We start from the raw sequence: 20511 nt of genomic DNA on the forward strand, positions 1-20511 counted from the left end.
AAAACAAATTTCTTGGGGGTGTATATGAAAAAAGCTATAATAATTTTAGTCTTATTTATTATCCCTCTTTTCTCAATAATAATAGCTGAAGATATATCCTTAACCATACAAGGAAAAGAAGTAAAAGGAGAAAATATAGATGGATTAATCTTTTATATATCCAAAATTGACAAATTAGAAGCTTTACCTTTTGATTCTTCTAATATAAAGCCAGAGAAAAACCATGTCTTTTATATCTTTGAAATATATGTGCTAAACAAAACAAATAAAGAATTATTAATAAAACACGATAATTTTCGTCTTATAAATGATGATGGAATTAAAATTCCTATTAGTACATTAGGAGCTATTTATTATGGTTTAAGGGGGCAAGAAGTATTTTTCATGAGGTATATAAAACCTAACGAGATGAAATCTGGTCTCCTCATATTTGAATTAAATAAAAACAATACACCTTATAAGTTAAAAATCTTAGACATTCCTAATAAGGGAAAAAACTATACTATCTCCTTGAAGATTTAGCTCTATATAAGTCAGGTACGAACTTTTAGTATCTATTAAAATCTTTCCCATATCTCTAAAGGGAAGAAGATCTTGGAGGCTACCTTCAGGCAATATAAAATCAAAGCCATCCAATATATCTTTATGCTTAAAAATATCTAAAATCATATTTATAATCCTTTTATCTTCTACCTTTATAACTCCATATTTATACTTTAAGGCAAACTGCAAATCTTTCATTTCTTTTCCACAGTATATGCATTTAAACTTATAGTTATCTAAAATTACTTGATATGAAGCCTTTCCACAGAAAAAACATATAACTCTACCCTCTTCGTCTATCATATTTATAAAAGATGGTTTCTCTTTAATTTTCTTTTCACCAAATGACCTTCTCAAAAACCAGAAATCTTGTTTTTTATACTGCAAAAACCTATCTCTTACATAAATATCAGACAAATTTCCTTTTATAACTTCTTCTTCAAGTTTATATACTTCTGAGATCTTCTTCAAAAATTTTTCTCTATATGCTTTGGCAATTAAGGAAGCTACTCTCACTTCTATAAACTTATTTTCTGAATCAGAAATAGTAATAACTTCAGCCCCCTTTTCTTTAACATGCTGTAAATATTTATTAAGAATATTACCTATACCATAATCATCAATTACAATCCTTAAGTCTTCAAAAGGTACATTATAAATAAGATTTTTCAATAGTTTCTCATATCCCAGATCCATCAACATATTTATATTAAATCTATCTATTTCCCTTGGCATTATAAGATCAATCTTATATTTTAGATCTTCTATTGAATTCAGAGAAAAAAGCAATTTTTCCCAATATTCATAATTATGTTTTTTCTTGGTATCAGAAGTACTAAATTCTAAAGAAATATTTTTCAGAATTTCCTTAGGTACCATTACTCCTGCAAGTACAAGTGGCCCAAAAGGCTCCCCTTTTCCCGTCTCATCAAATCCCAACAAATAATTCTTTAAATTATCACTTTCACTCTTTATTATGGAATCTATTAATTCCCAAATTCTCCATATCTCATTAGAAGGAGTGCTGTAAAGCTTATTAGATGAATAGTATATAAATATACTATTTCCTAATCTTATCCTCCAAATCTCATAAATACTTTTAGGATTTTCCTCTATTCCCCCTCTTTTTATGAGCTCTTCCTTTATTTTTTCTGCCTTTTCTCTGGTTACAACCCATGTACTTCCATACACCTTTAATCTTCCTCTATTACAGGAATTCTCTTTATATTAGGATCTGTAAATATATCATATTCATCAGAATTTCTTGTAGAAAATTCTGAAACAATAGCTCCTTCATCTCCTGCCTGAAACCAATGAGGGGTATTAGGATATAAAGTATATTGTTCACCAGGATTTAACTCAATCTCATGCCAAACTGTAAAATATCTTCTCTTATCTTCTGGAATAATAGCCTTTGGATTTCTTGTTGGTTCTCCAGGAACATAAAGATAAACCTTTCCCCATCTACATCTAAAAGTCTCTTCTTTACCTAAATCTCCATTAAATGGGGGATGTCTATGTTCGGGACATGTTTGGCGAGGAAACAAAATAAGTTCTTTTGCACAAACCCTCTCAGTACTCACATATGTAAGTATTTGAAGTCCAAAAACAGACAACATTCCTAAACCAAAATCAGCCACTTCAATCTTTCTCTTTTCTTCCTCCGTAATTACTATATGGGCTTTTTCCAAAAAAGAAATGGCTTTCTCTCTTGCCTTATCATATTCACTTCTTTTCATAATCAACCTCCTGAATCTATTTATTTAAACTCTTATAAAGTTTCTTAAACTCCTTAATAAGCTCAGATGTTATTCTGCCAAACCCATATCTTACTTCAATATAAATATTTCTCATTCTTTTCAATGAATTATCATTAAAAAGATCAGAGGTCTTCTTATAGACATCGTAAGTAGTATCAGAATATCTAATATCAGCCCCCATTTCTCTACTATCTAAAAGGTATTTCCTGTAGTATTCTCTAATAGGATTAAGATTATCCCTACCAAAAAGATTTTGAAGCATCTTTATTGGATTCAAAGAGGGGAATATAAATTCTTTTTCTTCTATATAGTTTTCTTCTTTTTTATACGTTCTATAAAATCTCTTCATTACCCAATATATAATTAAAATTAGTGTTACCGTTACAAAGATATAAAATGACACAATTATAATCTTATCTAATAAATCGGAAGTTATATGTCTCCTCTCCCAAAGGAATTTGAGGAATTTATTTATCTCGGGATTCATATTCATAATTTCTCTTGAAGATCTTCCAATTAATCCTCTGTTAGCCATAAAGGAGATAATAAAGTAAATTATTTTACCTATCACATATCCGATAATAATAAAGATAACTGAAATTAAAGTTATAAAAATGAAATAAATAAAAGAGAAAACATAACTTGCTACCCAAAACAATTTATCTCTCACAAAAGGTATACTCAAAAGCATAGAGAAAACAAGAATAGCCAAGGCATATCTAATATTTAAGGACATAAGATTTTTATCTTCCGGTTTATGCTCTAAATATCTTAAAGTTCTTAGCAGAATTATGCTTGATATAAAATACATCAACAAGGATGATGATACTACACTTTCTAAAATAATAAACTTAATAGTACTTATATATCTCATAGCGAAAGTTGTAAGAAATAATAATAAAGCTAAGGGATAGGTTTTATTAAAATGCTCTAAAACTGAGCCATACGTAACATCCCTTTGGGTATAAAGAAGAAATAAAGTTAATCCTCCTAAAATTAACAAAAACAATTTCTCATATATGAAAATTGGGACAAACAAAAGCAGTAGGAAAGGGAGAAAGATAAGTTTTTTAAATCTCCTCTTAATAATAACTCCACAAAGTAAAACAAAAACTAAGGAAAGATATGAAATATAATATATCTTAAGGTTGTAAAGCAGAATAATAGCTGTACCTATCAAAGAAAAAAGAAAAGAAATTCTTGCTAATAAATCAAGAAATATAAGCCACATTTTTATCCTTTTTAACCTCATATTTCAATATTCTTTCTGAAAGATAAGGAAAATTATCACTATTTATGGATATGACAATCACTTTTGTGAATTCTGTATCTAAAGAATTTATAATAGGAATATACTCTTTCAACACATAAGGAGTAATTATAACAAATGTAGAAATAAGTAAATTTCCTGTTCTAAAAAATCTCTTTATGGTCTCTTCAAAAGGTAAATTAACATTATAAGAAACCCTTCCTAAATACTCTAACAGCAAATATAGATGAGCCTCTCCTATCCCAGGATATATAGTGTTTTCATCCCTTGAAAGTCCATAAATCAAGGAATTAGTAGAAAAGCCAAAAGGAATCTTCTTCTCGTTAAAAGCTTCAGCTACTCCTCTCGCTATAGATATACATTTCTCAATACCTTCTTCATCCATATTAAACCAATAGGGCTTTGAGCATTCTACATTAAGAAGAATCATAACATTGTTTTCAAAGGTAAAATCAAAATTTTTAACCAATAATTCTCCATGTTTTAAGGACAAAGGCCAATGAATTGTTTTAGAAGGTTCTCTACCAGTATATTCCTTTACTCCTATTATCATGGTTGGATCTTCAATAATCCATCTCTTAACCGATATATCTCCATGATAATCTCCATAAGGTATTAAACCCTCTTCCATATCCATCTTCTTAGGTAACACAACAATATCTTGCATATAATTTAAAGATTTAGTCTTAACCTTAAGCCCAAAAAAATCTCCCCCTAAAATCTCCACATTACCAAAAATATATCTTCCTCTTTTATAACATGTAGCCAAATACTTTCTTCTTATCCTTTGAAAAGGTAGTATAAAAAAAGTCATAGTATGATATAGAAAATTCTTCGTTCTTATCTTATCAACTTTAAACTTATAATCTAATGTTCCTGGAAGTTCCTCCACTACTTGCAAGAAAGTAACCGGTATAATTTTTTTGTTTTCTATTACAATTTCAATGAAAAACTCTTCTCCTGGTTCTATTAATTTTTTTGAAAAATATCTATGAAAGCTGAGACCTTCTAAAACATAATATTTAGAAAGCTCATTTATTATTAACCCTATAAGAATGACAAAAAATAAAATATAAATCAAGGTTAAATCTCCTCTACAGGTACTTTTATAGTTTCTAATAAGTTATTTATTACCTCATATATGTCTTTACTCTTCGAAGCCCCAATAGTGATTATACGGTGATTGAGAATGAAAGGAGCCAAATATTTTATATCCTCAGGAATAATATAATCCCTTCCATTAAATAATGCAAAAACCTGACTTGCTTTAAACAAAGCTACGCTTCCTCTTGGACTTACTCCAAGAAGTATAGATTCTGATTTTCTTGTTGAATCTATAATATCTAAGAGATAATCCATAACTTCTTTTGAAACCCTAACATTAATAAAATTCTCTCTTAAATAATTTATCTCATCAGTATCTACCACAGTTTCTATATCCTCAAGCATATCCCTTTTCTTGTTTCTATTTATTATCTCTATTTCTTCTTCTCTATTGGGATATCCTATCTTTATTCTCATAAAAAATCTATCTAATTCAGCTTCTGGTAGAGGGAAAGTACCATAAGTTTCAACTGGATTTTGGGTTGCAAGAACCATAAAAGGATCAGGAAGTCTTCTTGTGACACCATCAACCGTTACTTGTTTTTCCTCCATAGCTTCTAATAAGCTTGATTGAGTCCTTGGAGTTGCCCTATTAATCTCATCAGCTAAGATTATATTGGCAAATAATGGACCCGGTCTAAATTCAAATTCTCCCTTTTTTTGATTATAAAAATTTATACCTGTAAGATCTGACGGTAAAAGATCAGGAGTAAATTGTATTCTTTTAAAGCTTCCTCCTATTGTCTTCGCAAAAGCTTTAACCATTAGAGTTTTACCAAGGCCGGGAACATCTTCTATCAACACATGTCCCCCACAAATAAATGCAACCGCTATTAGCTCTATTATTTTCTCTTTGCCAACAATAACCCTTGAAACGTTTTTCACCACTTTTTCTTTAAAATCTATGTATTTTTCTATATCCATTGAAATTATCCTCCCATTATTTAGGTTCTTTTACTTTTTATTTTATCACTCTTTTAATATTAGGAGAATAAATTTTTTGAAGAATTAATCTTTTTCTAATAACACAATGTTTTCTACATGAAATGTATGAGGAAACATATCTACAGGTTGAACTTCTTTAACCCTATATCCAGAATTTACAAGAACATTTATATCGCGAGCCAAGGTTGAGGGATAACAGGATATGTAAATGATTTGCTTAACATTACTATTTATAATCGCATCCAAAAGAATCTTATCACATCCTTTTCTTGGTGGATCTAAAACCACTGCATCAGGAATTTTACCTTCAGAGATTAACCTGGGAATAACCTCTTCTGATCTACCCCAAATAAATTCTACATTTTTAACCTTGTTTATTCTGGTGTTTTTCCACGCATCTTCTATGGCTGATCTTTCTATCTCAATTCCATACACTTTTTTGGCCTTTTTAGATAAAAATAAAGATATAGTACCAATTCCACAATAAGCATCAAAAACTAAATTGCTATCTTCTGATAAATATTCTACAGCTTTACTATATAGTTTTTCTGTTTGTATCGAATTTACCTGAAAGAAAGAAACGGGAGAAATTTCAAAAATAAAACCCCCTATTTTGTCCTTTATGACCTCTTCTCCCCATATGAGTCTTGATTCCTCTCCAAATATCTCATTTGTACGCTTTGGATTAATATTAATATAAAATGATCTTAAATTTGGATGTTTGAATTTAAAATATCTTGCAATTTTCTTAGCATTATTAAGCATCTTCTTTGAAACTAAAATAACCATTAATTCATCAAAGGCAAAGGATCTGCGAGCTACCATAAATCTAATTTCTCCTTTGTGTTCTAATTCATTGTATATTTCTATCCTAAATTTCTTTATTGCCTCTTTAACTGTTTCAATAAGTCCGTCAGTATCCTCATGTTGAACTATGCACTTTTTAATATCCACAATATGATGAGTATTAGTTTTATAAAAACCAACTACTATTTTGCCATTTCTTCGCCCAACAGGAATCTTTGCCTTATTTCTATATCTATAAGGGTAATCCATACCAATAACAGGTTTAATATATACATTAACTTTACCAATTCTCTTAAATGTATCCTCAACTATCCTTCTTTTTAAATCCAATTGATATTCATAACTAACATGCATTAAATGGCAACCACCACATCTATAAAAAACATCGCATAGAGGATCAACCCTATGGGTATCTTTTTCAACAAAATCTACAATTTTACCTATAGCATAATCTTTTTTAGCTGTATGAATTCTGATCTTTACTATTTCACTAGGAAGGCCGTAATCAACAAATACCACAAATCCCTCAATATGGGCTATTCCTTGTCCTTGAGAATTAATCCCATCAATTTTTACTATGTATTCTTCCCCTACTTTTACCACTTTACTTAATCTCTAAATCCTCCTTTATCTTTCTATAAGCTAATTTGGCAAGTCCTCCCGCAACATGAGTCTTAAGCTCCTTTTTCTTAAACTCATCCTCAAGAATATCCAATACTATATCTGGATCTGCCTTTAATATATTTCTAACAGTCTGCTTAGTCAGCCCTAAAAATTCTGCAATCTCAGTCTCCGTTTTCATATATCTGTCCCTTAGTACTACTGCATAACATGCTTCAATTAAACTTGGTACCCAAGTAAGATTTCTAAAAAGAATCAATTTCCTTGGTCCCCCCAAAATCTCCAATGTTTTCAAAAAAGTTTTCATAGCAATATTATCAAGCTCATCCTCTTGTAAAGGAATATCTTCACCACTAAGAATTGGCATCTAATTTCACCCCCTTAGAAAGTTCTTTTAAAGATGGTCCTATTCTTACTAAACCATTCCTATCAATTTCAAGAAGAAAAGTATCTGTACTATGTCCACACATTCTACAACCATCTATCCTAAAAAGTCTAACCAGTTCTCCTAAAGGACGCTTATATATTCTTTCCATATATTGGCTACTTATAAGCACCTTTGAAAGTACCATGGTACCATCTACTATATGGGAAATAGCAAAGCCTCCAGCTGCTTCAGCTGAGAACTCTTCTTGGCTTGATCTCTTTTGAGATATAAATATGGCTGTTTGGTACCACTTTTTCATAAAGTTGAAAAGTTGTCTCACTATTACTCTTGCCATCATCTCTTTTGCTTCATATAAACCAGTTATTGAATCAATAACAGTAAATTTTATTTTATATTTTTTAATAGCATGTGCAAGAGTTGCAAGAAGTGTAGGAACATCCTCTCTTAATTTAGAATAAGAAGCTGCATCAATAAAAACTATATTATCGTCTATAACATTTTCCTCTACTCCCATAGCTACAGCTCTTGATTTCATAGATGTAGCCACAAAATGTGCCGGAGACTCTACTGTAATAAAGGCAACTGAATAGCCAAGAGAAGCCTGCTTTATTGCAAATTGTTCCCCCATTAAACTCTTTCCAGTATCTGATATACCAGTCAAATTAAAAACACTATATTGAGGAATACCTCCTAAAGATACAACTTTTGTTTTTCCCTTTTCTATTTTTGTGGTAAAAAATAAATTATCTAATCCCTCAATTCCTGTAGGTACTCCTCTTATCTCTACTGCTCTATCACCTATATCTCTTAAAGATAATATTGCATCTTCTACAACTTCATATTGAGACTGATACACCTTCTCTTCTTTCTCCATAATAATTCCCCCTTAAAAAAATTATTTTTAATTCAAGTCTCAAAAGTAGTATATCATAGAAAAATCCCCTGGGAGGGGAGACCCAGGGGATAGGGTGTTAAAGAGGTTAAAAGGGTTTAAAGTTGAATTAATAGATCAACTAAAAATTGGTTCTTTATCAAAATCTAAGGAATCTATCATTTGTTTAATTATTTTTGCAGAATTCAATAATTCCAATACTTCCTTTTCAGAAAGTTTTATATTTAATACCTTTTCAATCCCATTTCTATTTATTATAGAAGGCAAACTTAATGGAATATCGTTTATACCTAATATATCTTTATGTACTGAAGATACAGGCAAAATTCTATTTTCATCCCTCAAAATAGCTTCAACAATATTTACTAAAGCTAAGCCTATAGCATAATATGTTGCTCCTTTAAGTTCAATCACCTTATAAGCAGATTCTCTTACTTCTTTCAAAATATTCTCCATAATTTCTTGAGTAAAGCAATTTTTACCACATACAGGACAAAAATCAGATATGTGAATTCCACCAATATGGGTTAAACTCCAAGCTGCAACAGCAGAATCGCCATGTTCACCTATTATATAGGCATTAACTGATCTTGGGTCTACATTACAATGTTGAGAAAGAAGATATGCAAATCTTGAACTATCAAGTACAGTTCCAGAACCTATTACTCTTTGTCTTGGGAAACCAGAAAGCTTATAAGTAACATAAGTAAGTACATCTACTGGATTTGTCACCACCAAGAAAATCCCATTAAATCCAGATTCTAATATTTTTGGAATTAAATCTTTAAATATTTGTAGATTTCTATCAATAAGTTGTAATCTTGTTTCACCAGGTCTTTGCTTTGCTCCTGCAGTAATAACTACTAAATCTGAATCTTTTGCTTCTCTTAATTCTCCAGCCTTTATTATTGTAGGTTTAGTAAAAGATACCCCATGAGAAAGATCCATAGCTTCTCCTAAAGCCCTATTCTTATCTATATCAAACAAAACAATTTCCCTAGCTATACCTCTCTGCATTAAGCTATAAGCAAAAGAAGATCCTACAAAACCCGCCCCTACTATAAATACCTTGTTTCTCATATAATCACCTACCTTTTTAGTCCAAATTCCATATAATAATAACTTAAAAACAATGCAAAGTCAACAATTTTTGTGTTAAAATTATCTAAAAAACAATTAGAAAGGATGGGAGTACAAAATGGACTTATTTGATAAATTTAGAAATATAGGACCTGATCATTTCTTAAATGAAGCAAGAGTAGCTATAGATCAAGGCATTTATCCATTCTTTCTTCCGTTAGAAGAGACAGAAGGTACAGAAGTAGTTATTAATGGTAGAAGATTAATAATGCTTGGTTCTAACAACTATCTTGGTCTAACTACCCATCCCAAAGTAAAAGAAGCAGCTATAAAAGCCATTAAAGAATATGGTACAAGTTGTACTGGATCACGTTTTATGAATGGAACTTTAAAACTTCATAAAGAATTAGAAGAGAAACTTGCAGAATTTCTCCATAAAGAGGCAGCTTTAGTATTTTCTACAGGTTATCAAACCAATTTAGGAACAATATCTGCTTTAATAGGTAAAGGAGATATTGCAATTACAGATAAGGAAGATCATGCTTCTATTATTGATGGATGTAGACTATCTCAGGGAGAAATGAAAAGGTTTAAACATAATGATATGGAGGATTTAGAAAAAGTGCTTGCTTCTTGTCCTGACAATGCAGGAAAATTGATAATAGTAGATGGTATATTTTCAATGGCAGGAGATATTGCACCACTCCCCGAAATTATCAAACTCTGTGAAAAATATAATGCCAGGTTGATGGTAGATGATGCCCATTCTATAGGAGTATTGGGTGATCACGGTAGAGGTACTGCTAATTATTTTGGAGTAGAAGATAAAGTAGATATTATAATGGGTACTTTTAGTAAATCTTTTGCCAGTCTTGGAGGTTTTATAGCAGGAGATGAAGACACCATTTTTTATGTACAACATACAGCACGGTCCTTTATATTCTCTGCTAGCATGTCTCCTGCCAATACTGCAGCTGCTTTAGCAGCATTAGAGGTTATGCAAGAAGAACCTGAAAGAATAGAGCATCTATGGAAAATTAGCAATAGAATGAGAGAGGGATTAAAATCTTTAGGTTTTGATATTGGAAATAGCTGTACCCCTATTATACCCATATATATAAGGGATCGATGGAAAACCATATATATGTGGAAAGAGCTTTTTGACTTAGGAGTTTATTGTAACCCTGTACTTCCACCTGGTGTTCCACCTAATCAATCTCTTCTAAGAACAAGTTATATGGCAACTCATACTGAAGATCAAATTGATAGGGCCTTAGAAATTTTTGAAAAGGCAGGGAAAAAACTTGGAATCATCTAAAAACATAAAATTTATAAACTATGCAATAAAAGAATTTATAGATCTACTTGCCTCAAAGGAACCTGCACCTGGAGGAGGAGCTGCAGCAGCCTTAGTTGGAAGTATTGGGGTTGCATTATCATCTATGGTTGCAAATTTAACCATAGGAAAAGAAAAATTTAAAGATAAAGAGGAATTAATGGAAGAAATTGTAGAAAAAAATGAAAAACTACAGAAAGAATTATTAGATCTTATAGAAAAAGATGCTGAAGCCTTTAATAAAGTAGCAGAAGCCTTAAAACTTCCTAAAAATAATCCTGAAGAAAAGGAAAAAAGGAAAGAAATATTAGAAAATACATTAAAAGAAGCATCATTAGTACCCCTTGAAGTCATGAAAAAGAGTTTAGAAGCCCTAAAAATTCTTGAAAATACCTTAGGAAACTCCAACCCTAATGCGGTAAGTGATATTGGTGTAAGCGCCTTATGTCTTAAATCTGCTATTCAGTCCGCTTGGCTTAATGTTAAGATAAATCTTGTTAGTATAAGGGATAAAAATTTTGTTAATGAAATTCAAAGGCAAGCTGAATCTTTATTAGAAGAGGGGATTCAGCTTGCCGACAGAATATACGAAGAGGTAGAAAGTGTTCTTCAAATATCTTAAAATACAAAAGCTGTCTTTACTAATCCATACTTTCCCCTAAGAAAGTTCATCTGTATTGCTTTTTTATACTCATCCAACTTAAAGGTAAGGGTAAGTAGAGGTGATAGATCCAAACCTTCCTTCATTAAAGTAAGAGCTATCTCATAACCTCTTTTTCTCTCTCCTCTAAATATCTCACCACTACTACTATTTGTCCCTGCAACCTTTAATTCTTTAAACCAGACAAAGGTCCAATCCACTTTTTTGGTAATTCCCACCAAACCTACAAATACTGTTTTTCCTCCTTGTTTAGTAAGTCTCAATGCATCATCAATAGAATCATCGCTTCCCACACATTCGAATACTATATCTGCACCTCCAACCACAACAGGCTTTCCTAAAACGGGTTTTAATACTTCACCTCCAGTCATCTCTACAATCTTTTTATATAATTTAGACTTTTCTAATCCTTTAGTATATATAACCTCATCTGCCCCATAATGTTTTGCAAAATCTCCTTGAAATTTATATCTCGCAAGAACTATGATTCTCGCCTTACTTCCTAAAGCTCGCAATGAACTTACAACATTTATTCCTATACTTCCTGCCCCGACCACTAAAACTGTATCTGTATCCTTGGGAAAATTTCTCATAACAGGATGTAATGCAGAACAAAATGCATCTACTAAAATGGCATTCTCATTTGTAATTTTATCTGGCACTTTAAATAATTGAAACTCATGGGCCACATAATATTCTCCCCAGCTTCCTCCTGTATCCCTACATGCTCCAATCATTAGTGCAGGTGATACACTTCCCTTATTAAAATTAAAACATTGAGAAAACTCCCAATTTTGACACTTCTCACAAGGTGGATCTATATCCCTTGCCCTACAAGAGAGAGTTGGATCAGCAATCACTCTATCTCCTACCTCAAAACCCTCCACTTCTTCACCTTTCTCTACAATTACTCCTAAATTTTCATGCCCTATAACAAAAGGAAAAGACGCAAAGGGAGAAGTTGCAGGACTATCATGAAGTTTTATAAGACCAATATCACTCCCACAAATTCCCCCCATAAGAGTTTTTATCTTTACCCACTTAGGTCCTGGAAGTTTTGGCTCTGGAAAATCTCCATATCTTATACATGAAAATACATTATAATAAAAAGAATGGTGAATATTTCCTAAGGTTTTACTTAGCAAATATCGAGGGATACTCTCTTCAAACCATATTGCTTTCATAACAATCCCTCCTAAGTATTTTTTATTGCCTATTATACTACTTATAATGTGGCCTCATATAATTCATCAAAATAATTTTGAAGATCTTGTCCCTCTAATAACTTCCTTCCAAAAGCACTTCCCACTATCACACCATCTACTAAACCATATAAATTTTCAATTTGATTTCTATTCCTTATACCAAACCCCCAAATCAAAGGTTTATCTGTTTCCAATCTTACTTCTCTTGCAAAATTAATTCCCTCTTGAGGAAGTTCATCTCGTTCACCTGTAACACCCTTAACCGATATAAAATAAAGAAAGCTTGGAGCTATTTTTATAATCTTTTCTCTTCTTTCCTTCCTTGTGGTAGGTGATATAAAAAGCACTAAATCTAAACCATATTTATTGAAAATGGGTAAAAGATCTTCACTCTCCTCAAGAGGAAGATCTGGTATGACAAGACCTTTTATTCCAATATCCTTAATTTTTTGAAGTCTTTCTTCTAATCTATCATACAGAAGATTAAAGTATAAAAGAAAAACTACATCTACCACTTTTGGTATCTCTGTATCTTTCAACCAACTTAATGTATTTTCCAAACTTACTCCACTTAGAATAGCTCTATAATTAATTTCTTGAAGTACAGGGCCATCTGCTACAGGATCAGAGAAGGGAATACCAAGTTCCAATATATCAATCTTATCTTTATTTTTAATAATAAAATTCTCTAAAAACTTAAAATCAGGAAAGCCAGCTACAAAAAAAGGGACAAAAACTAATTTCTTTTTTCTGTTTATTATTTTATATTGAAGGTTACTCATTTTTCCCCTCCCATAGAGCATAAATTATTCCAAGATCTTTATCTCCTCTCCCTGATAAATTAACAATTATAAGAGGTTCTTTTTCAGGAAAATCATCTCTATGCTCTATCAGATATCCTATAGCATGAGCACTCTCTAAAGCTGGAACTATACCTTCTAATTCTGAAAGGGCATAAAATCCTTTTATTGCTATATCATCAGTAGCAATATCATACTTCACCCTTCCTATTTTAGCTAAGTAACTATGTTCGGGACCAACCCCTGGATAATCAAGACCAGCAGAAACAGAGTGAGTAGGAGAAACATTACCATTTTCATCTTGGATAAGATACATTTTAGCACCATGAAGTATTCCAACTTTGCCAAAGTTTATACTTGCTGAATGTAGACCTGATTCTATACCCTTTCCTCCTCCCTCTACTCCTATAATCTTTACATTATCCTCTAAAAAGGGATAGAAAAGCCCTATAGAGTTACTACCACCGCCTACTGATGCAATAAGATAATCAGGTAATCTATCTTCAATTTCTAAAATCTGCTTTCTTGCCTCATCTCCTATTACCCTTTGGAAATCTCTTACAATCATAGGATAAGGATGAGGACCAACCACAGATCCTAAAAGATAATAACTATCTTCTGGATGAGCGACCCAATCTCTTAAAGCCTCATTTATTGCCTCTTTTAATGTCCTTGATCCTACCTTTACAGGAACAACTTCAGCTCCTAACAACTTCATTCTCAACACATTCATCTCTTGTCTTTTACAATCTTCTTCTCCCATATATACAGTACACTTAAAACCAAATAGTGCAGCTACAGTAGCAGTAGCAACACCATGCTGACCAGCCCCTGTTTCTGCTATTAATCTTTTTTTATTCATGTATTTAGCAAGTAATGCTTGTCCTACTGCATTATTGATTTTATGAGCTCCTGTATGACAAAGATCTTCTCTTTTTAAATATATCCTTGCTTTTAGCTTCTCAGAAAGTTTTGAGGCATAATATAGAGGAGTAGGTCTACCCACAAAATTTCTTAAATAATATTCATATTCCTTTTTAAAATTTTCATCTTGTTTTAGCTTATAGTATGCTAATTCCAGCTGTAATAAAGGTTCCATCAAAGTTTCAGGAACAAATCTTCCCCCAAACTCACCAAAATAGCCCCTTTCATCAGGAAGCTTTTCCGTCCTCATAACTGTAATCCCTCACCTTTCTCATAAATTTTGATATTTTTAAAAGGTCCTTCTTACCTATTTCAAATTCCACACCACTCGAAAGATCTATACCAAATGGTTTTAACCTAAGAACATCATAAACATTATCTTCTCTAATTCCACCTGCTATAATCGTTTTTGAGTTTATAATCCTTTTAGCCCTGCTTAGAAACTCCTCAAAAGATAAAGCAGAATTTTTACTCCTATCTAAAAGAACATAGGAAAACTGAGAAAAATAACTAACTCTTTCAGCCCAGTCTTCATACTGATCTGTGTTTATTGCCTTTATAAGAAAATACTCTCTAAACTTTTTCATAAACTCTAAATTCTCATCTCCATGAAACTGAATACCATCTAAAGAAACAATATCGAGAATTTTTTTAATTTCTTCTTCGCTCTGATTCATAAAAACTCCAATCTTCATAATTTTTAATCTATTAAGATGGGGACCAAGCTTTTCAAGCTTTTCAAAAGATATAAATCTTGGTGACCATGGTACAAAAACCAAACCAATAGCTGAAACTCCTTCTATCTCACAATGTAATGCAGTAATAATATCAGTTATTCCACAGATTTTAATCCACATCCTTCATATAGCTCCTTTATCTTTTCCTTGGGATTTTCTGAAGTTACAATACTTTCCCCTACAAGCACACCTCTAACTCCATACCTGTATAAAATTTTAATATCTTCTTTATCTTTGATACCACTTGCACTAATTACAAAAATATCCTTAGGAATGTATGATAAAAGTCTTATAGTATTTTTAATGTCAACTCTAAAACTACTAAGATCTCTATTATTTATCATTACTATTCGAGGATTTAGTTTTAAAACCTTCTTCAAATCCCTTTCATCATAGATTTCTATGATAGGTTCCATATCAAGTTTCATAATAAGCCTATATAAAGACTCCAGATCTTCCACTGGTAATATTCTTGCAATAAGCAAGATAGCATCAGCTCCTAATAATCTACCTTCATATATCTGCTCTGGAATAAGAATAAAATCTTTTTGAAGAAGGGGTTTTTTAGTAATATTCCTTGCTAGTTGAAGATTAGCAAGAGTAGCAGAGAAACTTTCTGCAGTAAGAATAGATATTGCAGAAATTTCATCTGCCATATCATAAATTCTTAAGATTTCAGAAATACTTAGAGACATGAGACTACCTTTTACAGGAGAAGATGGTTTTACTTCAGCTATTATATTAAATCTATTTTTTACGAGAGTATTGAAAAAATAGTCCTTTTCTTTATATGGAAAAGATGTTTGTATTTTATATATTCTGTTATATATTATTTTTCTTTTCTCCTCCACAAGTTTATCTAATATGTTCATTTATTACCCCTCCTCAGTCTCTCTAAATATTCATAGGTTTTACCAGAAAGAATATGGTTCTTTACATTATCAAATCCTTCTTTGACACTATTGACCTTCCCTAAAACCCAAAGAGCAAAAGAAGCATTTAAAGCAACAATATCAGTTTGGGCATCAGTTCCTTCCCCCTTAAAAATACTTTCCAAAATCTTAGCATTTTCTTCTGCAGTACCACCTAAGAAATCCTCAAATTTATACCTTTTTAAACCAATATCCTCAGGGGTAAAGTCAAAATAATCTATTTTATTACCTTTTACATAAGCCATAATTGTAGTACCACAAAGAGAAATCTCATCTATCCCATCGTCCTTTCCATGATAGAATAAAATATTCTCTCTTCCCAAAATAGAAGCTGCCTCTGCCATTTTCTTCATTAAATTTTCAGAATATACTCCTATTATCTGGCCTTGCAATTTTGCTGGATTAAGCATAGGCCCTGCCATATTAAAAATTGTTCCAACTCCTAACTCTCTCCTTACTTTTACTGCCTTTCCTACAACAGGATGGAAATAAGGAGCAAAAATTATACCAAGATTATTAGTCTCAATATTTTTAGCAATCTCCTCAGGATTATCACTACACTTAAAGCCTAAAACCTCAATAACATCAACACTTCCTGACTTACTGGACATGGCCCTATTACCATGCTTTGCTACTTTTATTCCCATACTTGCTAAAACAAATGCTACTGCAGTAGAGATATTAAAAGTATTAGATTTATCCCCTCCTGTACCACACACATCAATTGCAGGAGATACGTTTGGGATTTTTTTAGCTTTCTCAAACAGCCCAGAGACAAAACCTGCAAGCTCTTCTGGAACTTCTCCTTTAACCCTTAATCCCAGTAAAAATGCCCCCAATTGTGCTTCTGTAATCTCTTCCATATCCAAAATTTCAACCACATTCTTTGCTTCCTCAAATTTCAAATTTTTACCCTCAGATATCTTTTTAATATATTCTTTAATCATTACAAAACACCCCCTATTTTAAGGAAATTTTTAATTATATCCTTTCCAGATGGAGTAAATATGGACTCTGGATGAAATTGAAGACCATAAACTGGATTATCTTTATATTGAATTCCCATAATTAATTTATCTAAAGTCCAAGAAATTACTTTTAAATCAGGATGTAAGGTCTCCATATCCACTACTAACGAGTGATACCTGGTAGCTTGGAAGGGATTCTCTATGCCATTAAAGATAGGATTTCCATCATGATAAATAAGAGAAACCTTGCCATGCATAGGAATAGGTGCTCTTATAACTTTTGTGCCAAAAGCTGATGCTATAGCCTGATGTCCCAAACATATACCAAGAATGGGTAATTTATCCTTAAATTCTTTAACCACAGGAATACTTATACCTGCATTTTCAGGTATAGATGGACCTGGTGATATAACTATTGCCTTAGGTTTTAATCTATATATATCATCCAAAGATATATGATCATTTCTATATACTAAAACATCTGTATACTCTGCTAAATATTGATAAAGATTATAAGTAAATGAATCATAATTATCTATTAACAAAATCATAATCCATCTCCCCCGCCGTCTTTATAGCTTCAAATAATGCTTTCGCCTTATTTATACATTCCTCATATTCTCGTTTCTTTATAGAGTCATAAACAATACCAGCACCAGTTTGTAAATAAAGGTTTTTCCCATCTAAAAAGAATGTTCTTATGGAAATACATGTATCCAAATTTCCGTTTAACGATAAGTAACCAACACCTCCTGCGTAAGGTCCTCTTCTATATTTTTCAAGTTCTTCTATAATTTCCATTGCTCTAACCTTGGGTGCTCCAGAAACTGTCCCTGCAGGGAAGGAAGCTCTTAATACTTCAAGAGGATGAATTCCCTCTTTTATTCTACATGATACCGTACTAACAAGATGCATAACATGAGAGTATTTCTCTATTTTCATTACATTTTCTGCCCTCACTGTTCCTATTTCAGCTACTCTCCCAAGATCATTTCTTGCTAAATCAAGAAGCATGGTATGTTCTGCTCTTTCTTTTTCATCCTTTAATAGCTCCTCTTCCAAGTTTCTATCCTCTTCTTCCGTTTCTCCCCTTCTACGAGTTCCAGCAATAGGTCTTATCTCAGCCCTGTCACCTTCTACTTTTACCAAAGCCTCTGGAGAAGAACCAATAAGATACCTATTTTTAAATTTCAGATAAAACATATAAGGAGAAGGATTTATCAACCTTAAGGCTCTATATAAGAGATAGGGATCTCCTTCATATTCGGTATAGAATCTCTGAGAATAAACAACTTGAAAAATTTCTCCAGCCTTAATATATTCAATTGCCTTCTCCACGTTATTTTCATATTCTTCTTGAGAAGTTAGAGCTTCAATAGAAAACTCCTTTTTATAAGCTGGTACTCTTTGGGACTCTTTTTTAAATAGTTCCTTTATTTGAGCTAATCTTTCATTAATTCTCTCTTTTAATATTGGGTTTTCAATTTCTTCTTCTGGAACAACAAAAATCACACTTATTTTTCTTTTTAAATGATCAAAAACAACAAGAAAATCTACTAACTGGAACTCAGCCATAGGAAAGTTTAAATTATCTAAGGTTAATTCAGGAATTTTTTCCCACTGTCTCACAATATCGTAACTAAAATAACCCACAATACCCCCAATAAATCTTGGAAGTTCCTTCTTATTCCTTACATTTAAAACAGGATACTTTTGGGCAAGATAATTAATAATGTCATAATTTACATTCTTATCAAAACTCAAAATTTCCTTAGGTCCCCAGCTTATAAACGAATACCTACCAATCCTTTCTCCTCCTTCAGCACTCTCAAGAAGAAAAAGATATTCTTCTTCTCTTATCTTAGAGAGAAGACTGGTAGGAGTCTCATAATCTCCAGGAAAATCAAAAACCAAAGGAACATAGGTCTCTGTCATAATTTTCTCCATAAACTTTCACCTCCTTTTTACGAAGCTCAAAAGCCTATAAATAAAAAACCCTCTCGCCCTTTAAAGGGCGAGAGGGTTTACTCTCGCGGTGCCACCTTTCTTGAGCATCATTGCCCATCTCTTTTTCGGGTACAGGAGAACACCATCGACTCCGATACCCTTTGCCCTGATAACGGTGGCAACTCCGGCATAGCTTACTCGGGAAGACTAATTTCTTCCCTTTCAGTATGCAGCTCCCAGGCCCATTCACTCCCCGCGCTGATAGCCGGCTTCCACCTTACCCGGCCTCTCTGGATCCCGCTTGGGAGCTACTCCTCCTGTTCACAGCCTTTATAGGGCAACTCTATTTAACTTTGGATGAAATTATACAACAAAAAGAAAAATTTTTCAAATTAACTGGAAAATTTAATTTTTCCTAATTTTTTTTTTCTCTCTCTATTACTCCTCCACATAATACAAAATCATCTTTATAACAAACCAATATCTGCCCAGGAGTAACAGCCCATTGAGGTTCATCAAAAACTACAAAAACTTCCTTTTCTGATAAGATATGAAGAGTAGCTGGCGACGGTTTCATATTATATCTTATCATAGCATTTACTCTTAGCTCTTTCTCCTCAGGAATATATGACGGATAATTTACATTTACAGCATAAACCTCTCTTCTAAAAATTTTCTCTTTTTCTGCCACAAACACATTACCACTTTTTGTATCTATATCTTTTACATATACAGGCTTACCTAATGCTACCTTTAAACCTCTCCTTTGACCTATAGTAAAGGAAAAAATACCATCATGATATCCCACTATTTTCCCATCTTCCGTAACAATTTTCCCTGATTTCTCATTCACATATTGCTTTAAAAATTTTCTATAATCCTTGTCAGGTAAAAAACAAATTTCTTGACTCTCTCCTTTTTCTGCTACTATTAATCCATTATCACGAGCAATTCTACGTACTTCCTCTTTCGTTAAATTTCCCAAAGGAAAAAGAGCTTTGGATATCTGATCTTGGGTTAAAAAACTTAAAAAATAAGACTGATCTTTTTTCTGATCTTTTGCCCTTTTTAATAAAAAAACATTTTTTAATGGATCCCATACTTTCCTTACATAATGACCTGTCGCTAAATATTCAGCACCTAACTCTTGAGCCTTTCTTAGTAAAAGATCAAACTTTATCAACCTATTACAAAACACACATGGATTTGGAGTATACCCATTTATATAAGAATCAATAAAATATTTAATTATCCTCTCTTCAAACTCTTTTTTAAGATTTACCACAAAATGAGGTATACCAAGACTATGTGCAACCCTCATAGCATCATTAATAGAACTCCATGAACAACAAGCCTCATATCTTTCCTGAGGTGTCAACGCTATATTCATAGTTAAACCAATAACTTCAAAACCCTCTTTCTTCAATAAGAGAGCAGTAACCGAACTATCAACTCCTCCACTCATGCCTACTGCAACCTTGATTTTTTCACGCATAAACAACCCTTAACAAATGAATATTAAATATTCTCATCATTTTTTAAAATATTTATTTTTTTCTTGACAAATTTCACAATCCATTATATTTTATAA

General features: G+C 32.2%; 21 protein-coding genes and 1 other annotated feature. Of the genes, 3 read left to right on the forward strand and 18 right to left on the reverse strand.

From position 1 onward, the window contains the following. Positions 1-24: 24 nt before the first annotated feature. On the forward strand, positions 25-522 hold the full coding sequence (locus ACY3IT_RS08415) for a DUF4352 domain-containing protein (RefSeq protein ID WP_463082494.1): 498 nt from the start codon (positions 25-27) through the stop codon (positions 520-522). Here the strand turns inward: ACY3IT_RS08415 and ACY3IT_RS08420 are convergent. The 9 genes from ACY3IT_RS08420 to ACY3IT_RS08460 form a co-directional block, all read right to left on the reverse strand. Further along, positions 472-1734: a ribonuclease HII gene (locus tag ACY3IT_RS08420; protein WP_463082495.1), complete on the reverse strand. Its 1263-nt coding sequence runs from the start codon at positions 1732-1734 to the stop codon at positions 472-474. The two genes, ACY3IT_RS08415 and ACY3IT_RS08420, sit on opposite strands and share 51 nt — an antisense overlap. 2 nt (positions 1735-1736) lie before the next feature. Beyond that, complete coding sequence (locus ACY3IT_RS08425; RefSeq protein ID WP_463082496.1) at positions 1737-2282, reverse strand: D-lyxose/D-mannose family sugar isomerase; 546 nt, start codon at positions 2280-2282, stop codon at positions 1737-1739. Positions 2283-2298: 16 nt separating this feature from the next. Next, on the reverse strand, positions 2299-3534 hold the full coding sequence (locus ACY3IT_RS08430) for a hypothetical protein (RefSeq protein WP_463082497.1): 1236 nt from the start codon (positions 3532-3534) through the stop codon (positions 2299-2301). Then, a complete protein-coding gene (locus ACY3IT_RS08435; protein ID WP_463082498.1) occupies positions 3515-4654 on the reverse strand; it encodes a DUF58 domain-containing protein in 1140 nt (379 codons plus the stop codon). The genes ACY3IT_RS08430 and ACY3IT_RS08435 overlap by 20 nt, the downstream gene beginning before the upstream one ends. A 2-nt stretch (positions 4655-4656) precedes the next feature. Further along, positions 4657-5601: an AAA family ATPase gene (locus tag ACY3IT_RS08440; RefSeq protein WP_463082499.1), complete on the reverse strand. Its 945-nt coding sequence runs from the start codon at positions 5599-5601 to the stop codon at positions 4657-4659. Between the two features lie 84 nt (positions 5602-5685). Then, a complete protein-coding gene (gene rlmD / locus ACY3IT_RS08445) occupies positions 5686-7032 on the reverse strand; it encodes a 23S rRNA (uracil(1939)-C(5))-methyltransferase RlmD (RefSeq protein ID WP_463082500.1) in 1347 nt (448 codons plus the stop codon). Position 7033: 1 nt separating this feature from the next. Next, a complete protein-coding gene (locus tag ACY3IT_RS08450; RefSeq protein ID WP_463082501.1) occupies positions 7034-7417 on the reverse strand; it encodes a regulatory domain protein in 384 nt (127 codons plus the stop codon). After that, positions 7404-8312 (reverse strand): KaiC domain-containing protein, encoded by a 909-nt coding sequence (locus ACY3IT_RS08455; RefSeq protein ID WP_463082502.1) that lies wholly within the window; start codon positions 8310-8312, stop codon positions 7404-7406. The genes ACY3IT_RS08450 and ACY3IT_RS08455 overlap by 14 nt, the downstream gene beginning before the upstream one ends. Positions 8313-8447: 135 nt before the next feature. After that, positions 8448-9410, reverse strand: coding sequence for an L-lactate dehydrogenase (locus ACY3IT_RS08460; RefSeq protein ID WP_463082503.1), 963 nt, complete (start codon positions 9408-9410; stop codon positions 8448-8450). Between the two features lie 118 nt (positions 9411-9528). On the opposite strand from ACY3IT_RS08460, the gene ACY3IT_RS08465 reads away from it, so the two are divergent. Together ACY3IT_RS08465 and ACY3IT_RS08470 are read left to right on the forward strand one after the other, a co-directional pair. Further along, positions 9529-10728, forward strand: a complete 1200-nt coding sequence (locus tag ACY3IT_RS08465) for an aminotransferase class I/II-fold pyridoxal phosphate-dependent enzyme (RefSeq protein WP_463082504.1) — start codon at positions 9529-9531, stop codon at positions 10726-10728. Further along, a complete protein-coding gene (locus ACY3IT_RS08470; protein WP_463082505.1) occupies positions 10715-11368 on the forward strand; it encodes a cyclodeaminase/cyclohydrolase family protein in 654 nt (217 codons plus the stop codon). The genes ACY3IT_RS08465 and ACY3IT_RS08470 overlap by 14 nt, the downstream gene beginning before the upstream one ends. On the opposite strand, the gene ACY3IT_RS08475 is transcribed toward ACY3IT_RS08470, so the two are convergent. The 9 genes from ACY3IT_RS08475 to mnmA form a co-directional block, all read right to left on the reverse strand. Next, entirely contained in the window at positions 11365-12591 is a 1227-nt protein-coding gene (locus tag ACY3IT_RS08475; RefSeq protein WP_463082506.1) for a zinc-dependent alcohol dehydrogenase, read from the reverse strand. The two genes, ACY3IT_RS08470 and ACY3IT_RS08475, sit on opposite strands and share 4 nt — an antisense overlap. A 41-nt stretch (positions 12592-12632) precedes the next feature. Beyond that, positions 12633-13394, reverse strand: a complete 762-nt coding sequence (gene trpA / locus ACY3IT_RS08480) for a tryptophan synthase subunit alpha (protein WP_463082507.1) — start codon at positions 13392-13394, stop codon at positions 12633-12635. Then, a complete protein-coding gene (trpB, locus tag ACY3IT_RS08485; RefSeq protein ID WP_463082508.1) occupies positions 13387-14586 on the reverse strand; it encodes a tryptophan synthase subunit beta in 1200 nt (399 codons plus the stop codon). The genes trpA and trpB overlap by 8 nt, the downstream gene beginning before the upstream one ends. Continuing rightward, positions 14564-15193, reverse strand: coding sequence for a phosphoribosylanthranilate isomerase (locus ACY3IT_RS08490; protein ID WP_463082509.1), 630 nt, complete (start codon positions 15191-15193; stop codon positions 14564-14566). The genes trpB and ACY3IT_RS08490 overlap by 23 nt, the downstream gene beginning before the upstream one ends. Next, positions 15169-15945 (reverse strand): indole-3-glycerol phosphate synthase TrpC, encoded by a 777-nt coding sequence (locus tag ACY3IT_RS08495; RefSeq protein ID WP_463082510.1) that lies wholly within the window; start codon positions 15943-15945, stop codon positions 15169-15171. The genes ACY3IT_RS08490 and ACY3IT_RS08495 overlap by 25 nt, the downstream gene beginning before the upstream one ends. Further along, complete coding sequence (trpD, locus tag ACY3IT_RS08500; RefSeq protein WP_463082511.1) at positions 15942-16952, reverse strand: anthranilate phosphoribosyltransferase; 1011 nt, start codon at positions 16950-16952, stop codon at positions 15942-15944. The genes ACY3IT_RS08495 and trpD overlap by 4 nt, the downstream gene beginning before the upstream one ends. Next, a complete protein-coding gene (locus tag ACY3IT_RS08505; RefSeq protein ID WP_463082512.1) occupies positions 16952-17524 on the reverse strand; it encodes an anthranilate synthase component II in 573 nt (190 codons plus the stop codon). The genes trpD and ACY3IT_RS08505 overlap by 1 nt, the downstream gene beginning before the upstream one ends. Further along, positions 17505-18920 (reverse strand): anthranilate synthase component I, encoded by a 1416-nt coding sequence (gene trpE, locus ACY3IT_RS08510; protein ID WP_463082513.1) that lies wholly within the window; start codon positions 18918-18920, stop codon positions 17505-17507. The genes ACY3IT_RS08505 and trpE overlap by 20 nt, the downstream gene beginning before the upstream one ends. 60 nt (positions 18921-18980) lie before the next feature. After that, positions 18981-19254, reverse strand: a binding site (T-box leader). Positions 19255-19335: 81 nt separating this feature from the next. Then, positions 19336-20415 carry a tRNA 2-thiouridine(34) synthase MnmA gene (mnmA, locus tag ACY3IT_RS08515; RefSeq protein WP_463082514.1) on the reverse strand — a complete coding sequence of 360 codons (1080 nt, stop codon included), beginning with the start codon at positions 20413-20415 and terminating at the stop codon, positions 19336-19338. Positions 20416-20511: the final 96 nt, after the last annotated feature.

The sequence above is a fragment of the Dictyoglomus sp. GBS genome (genome assembly GCF_055179815.1).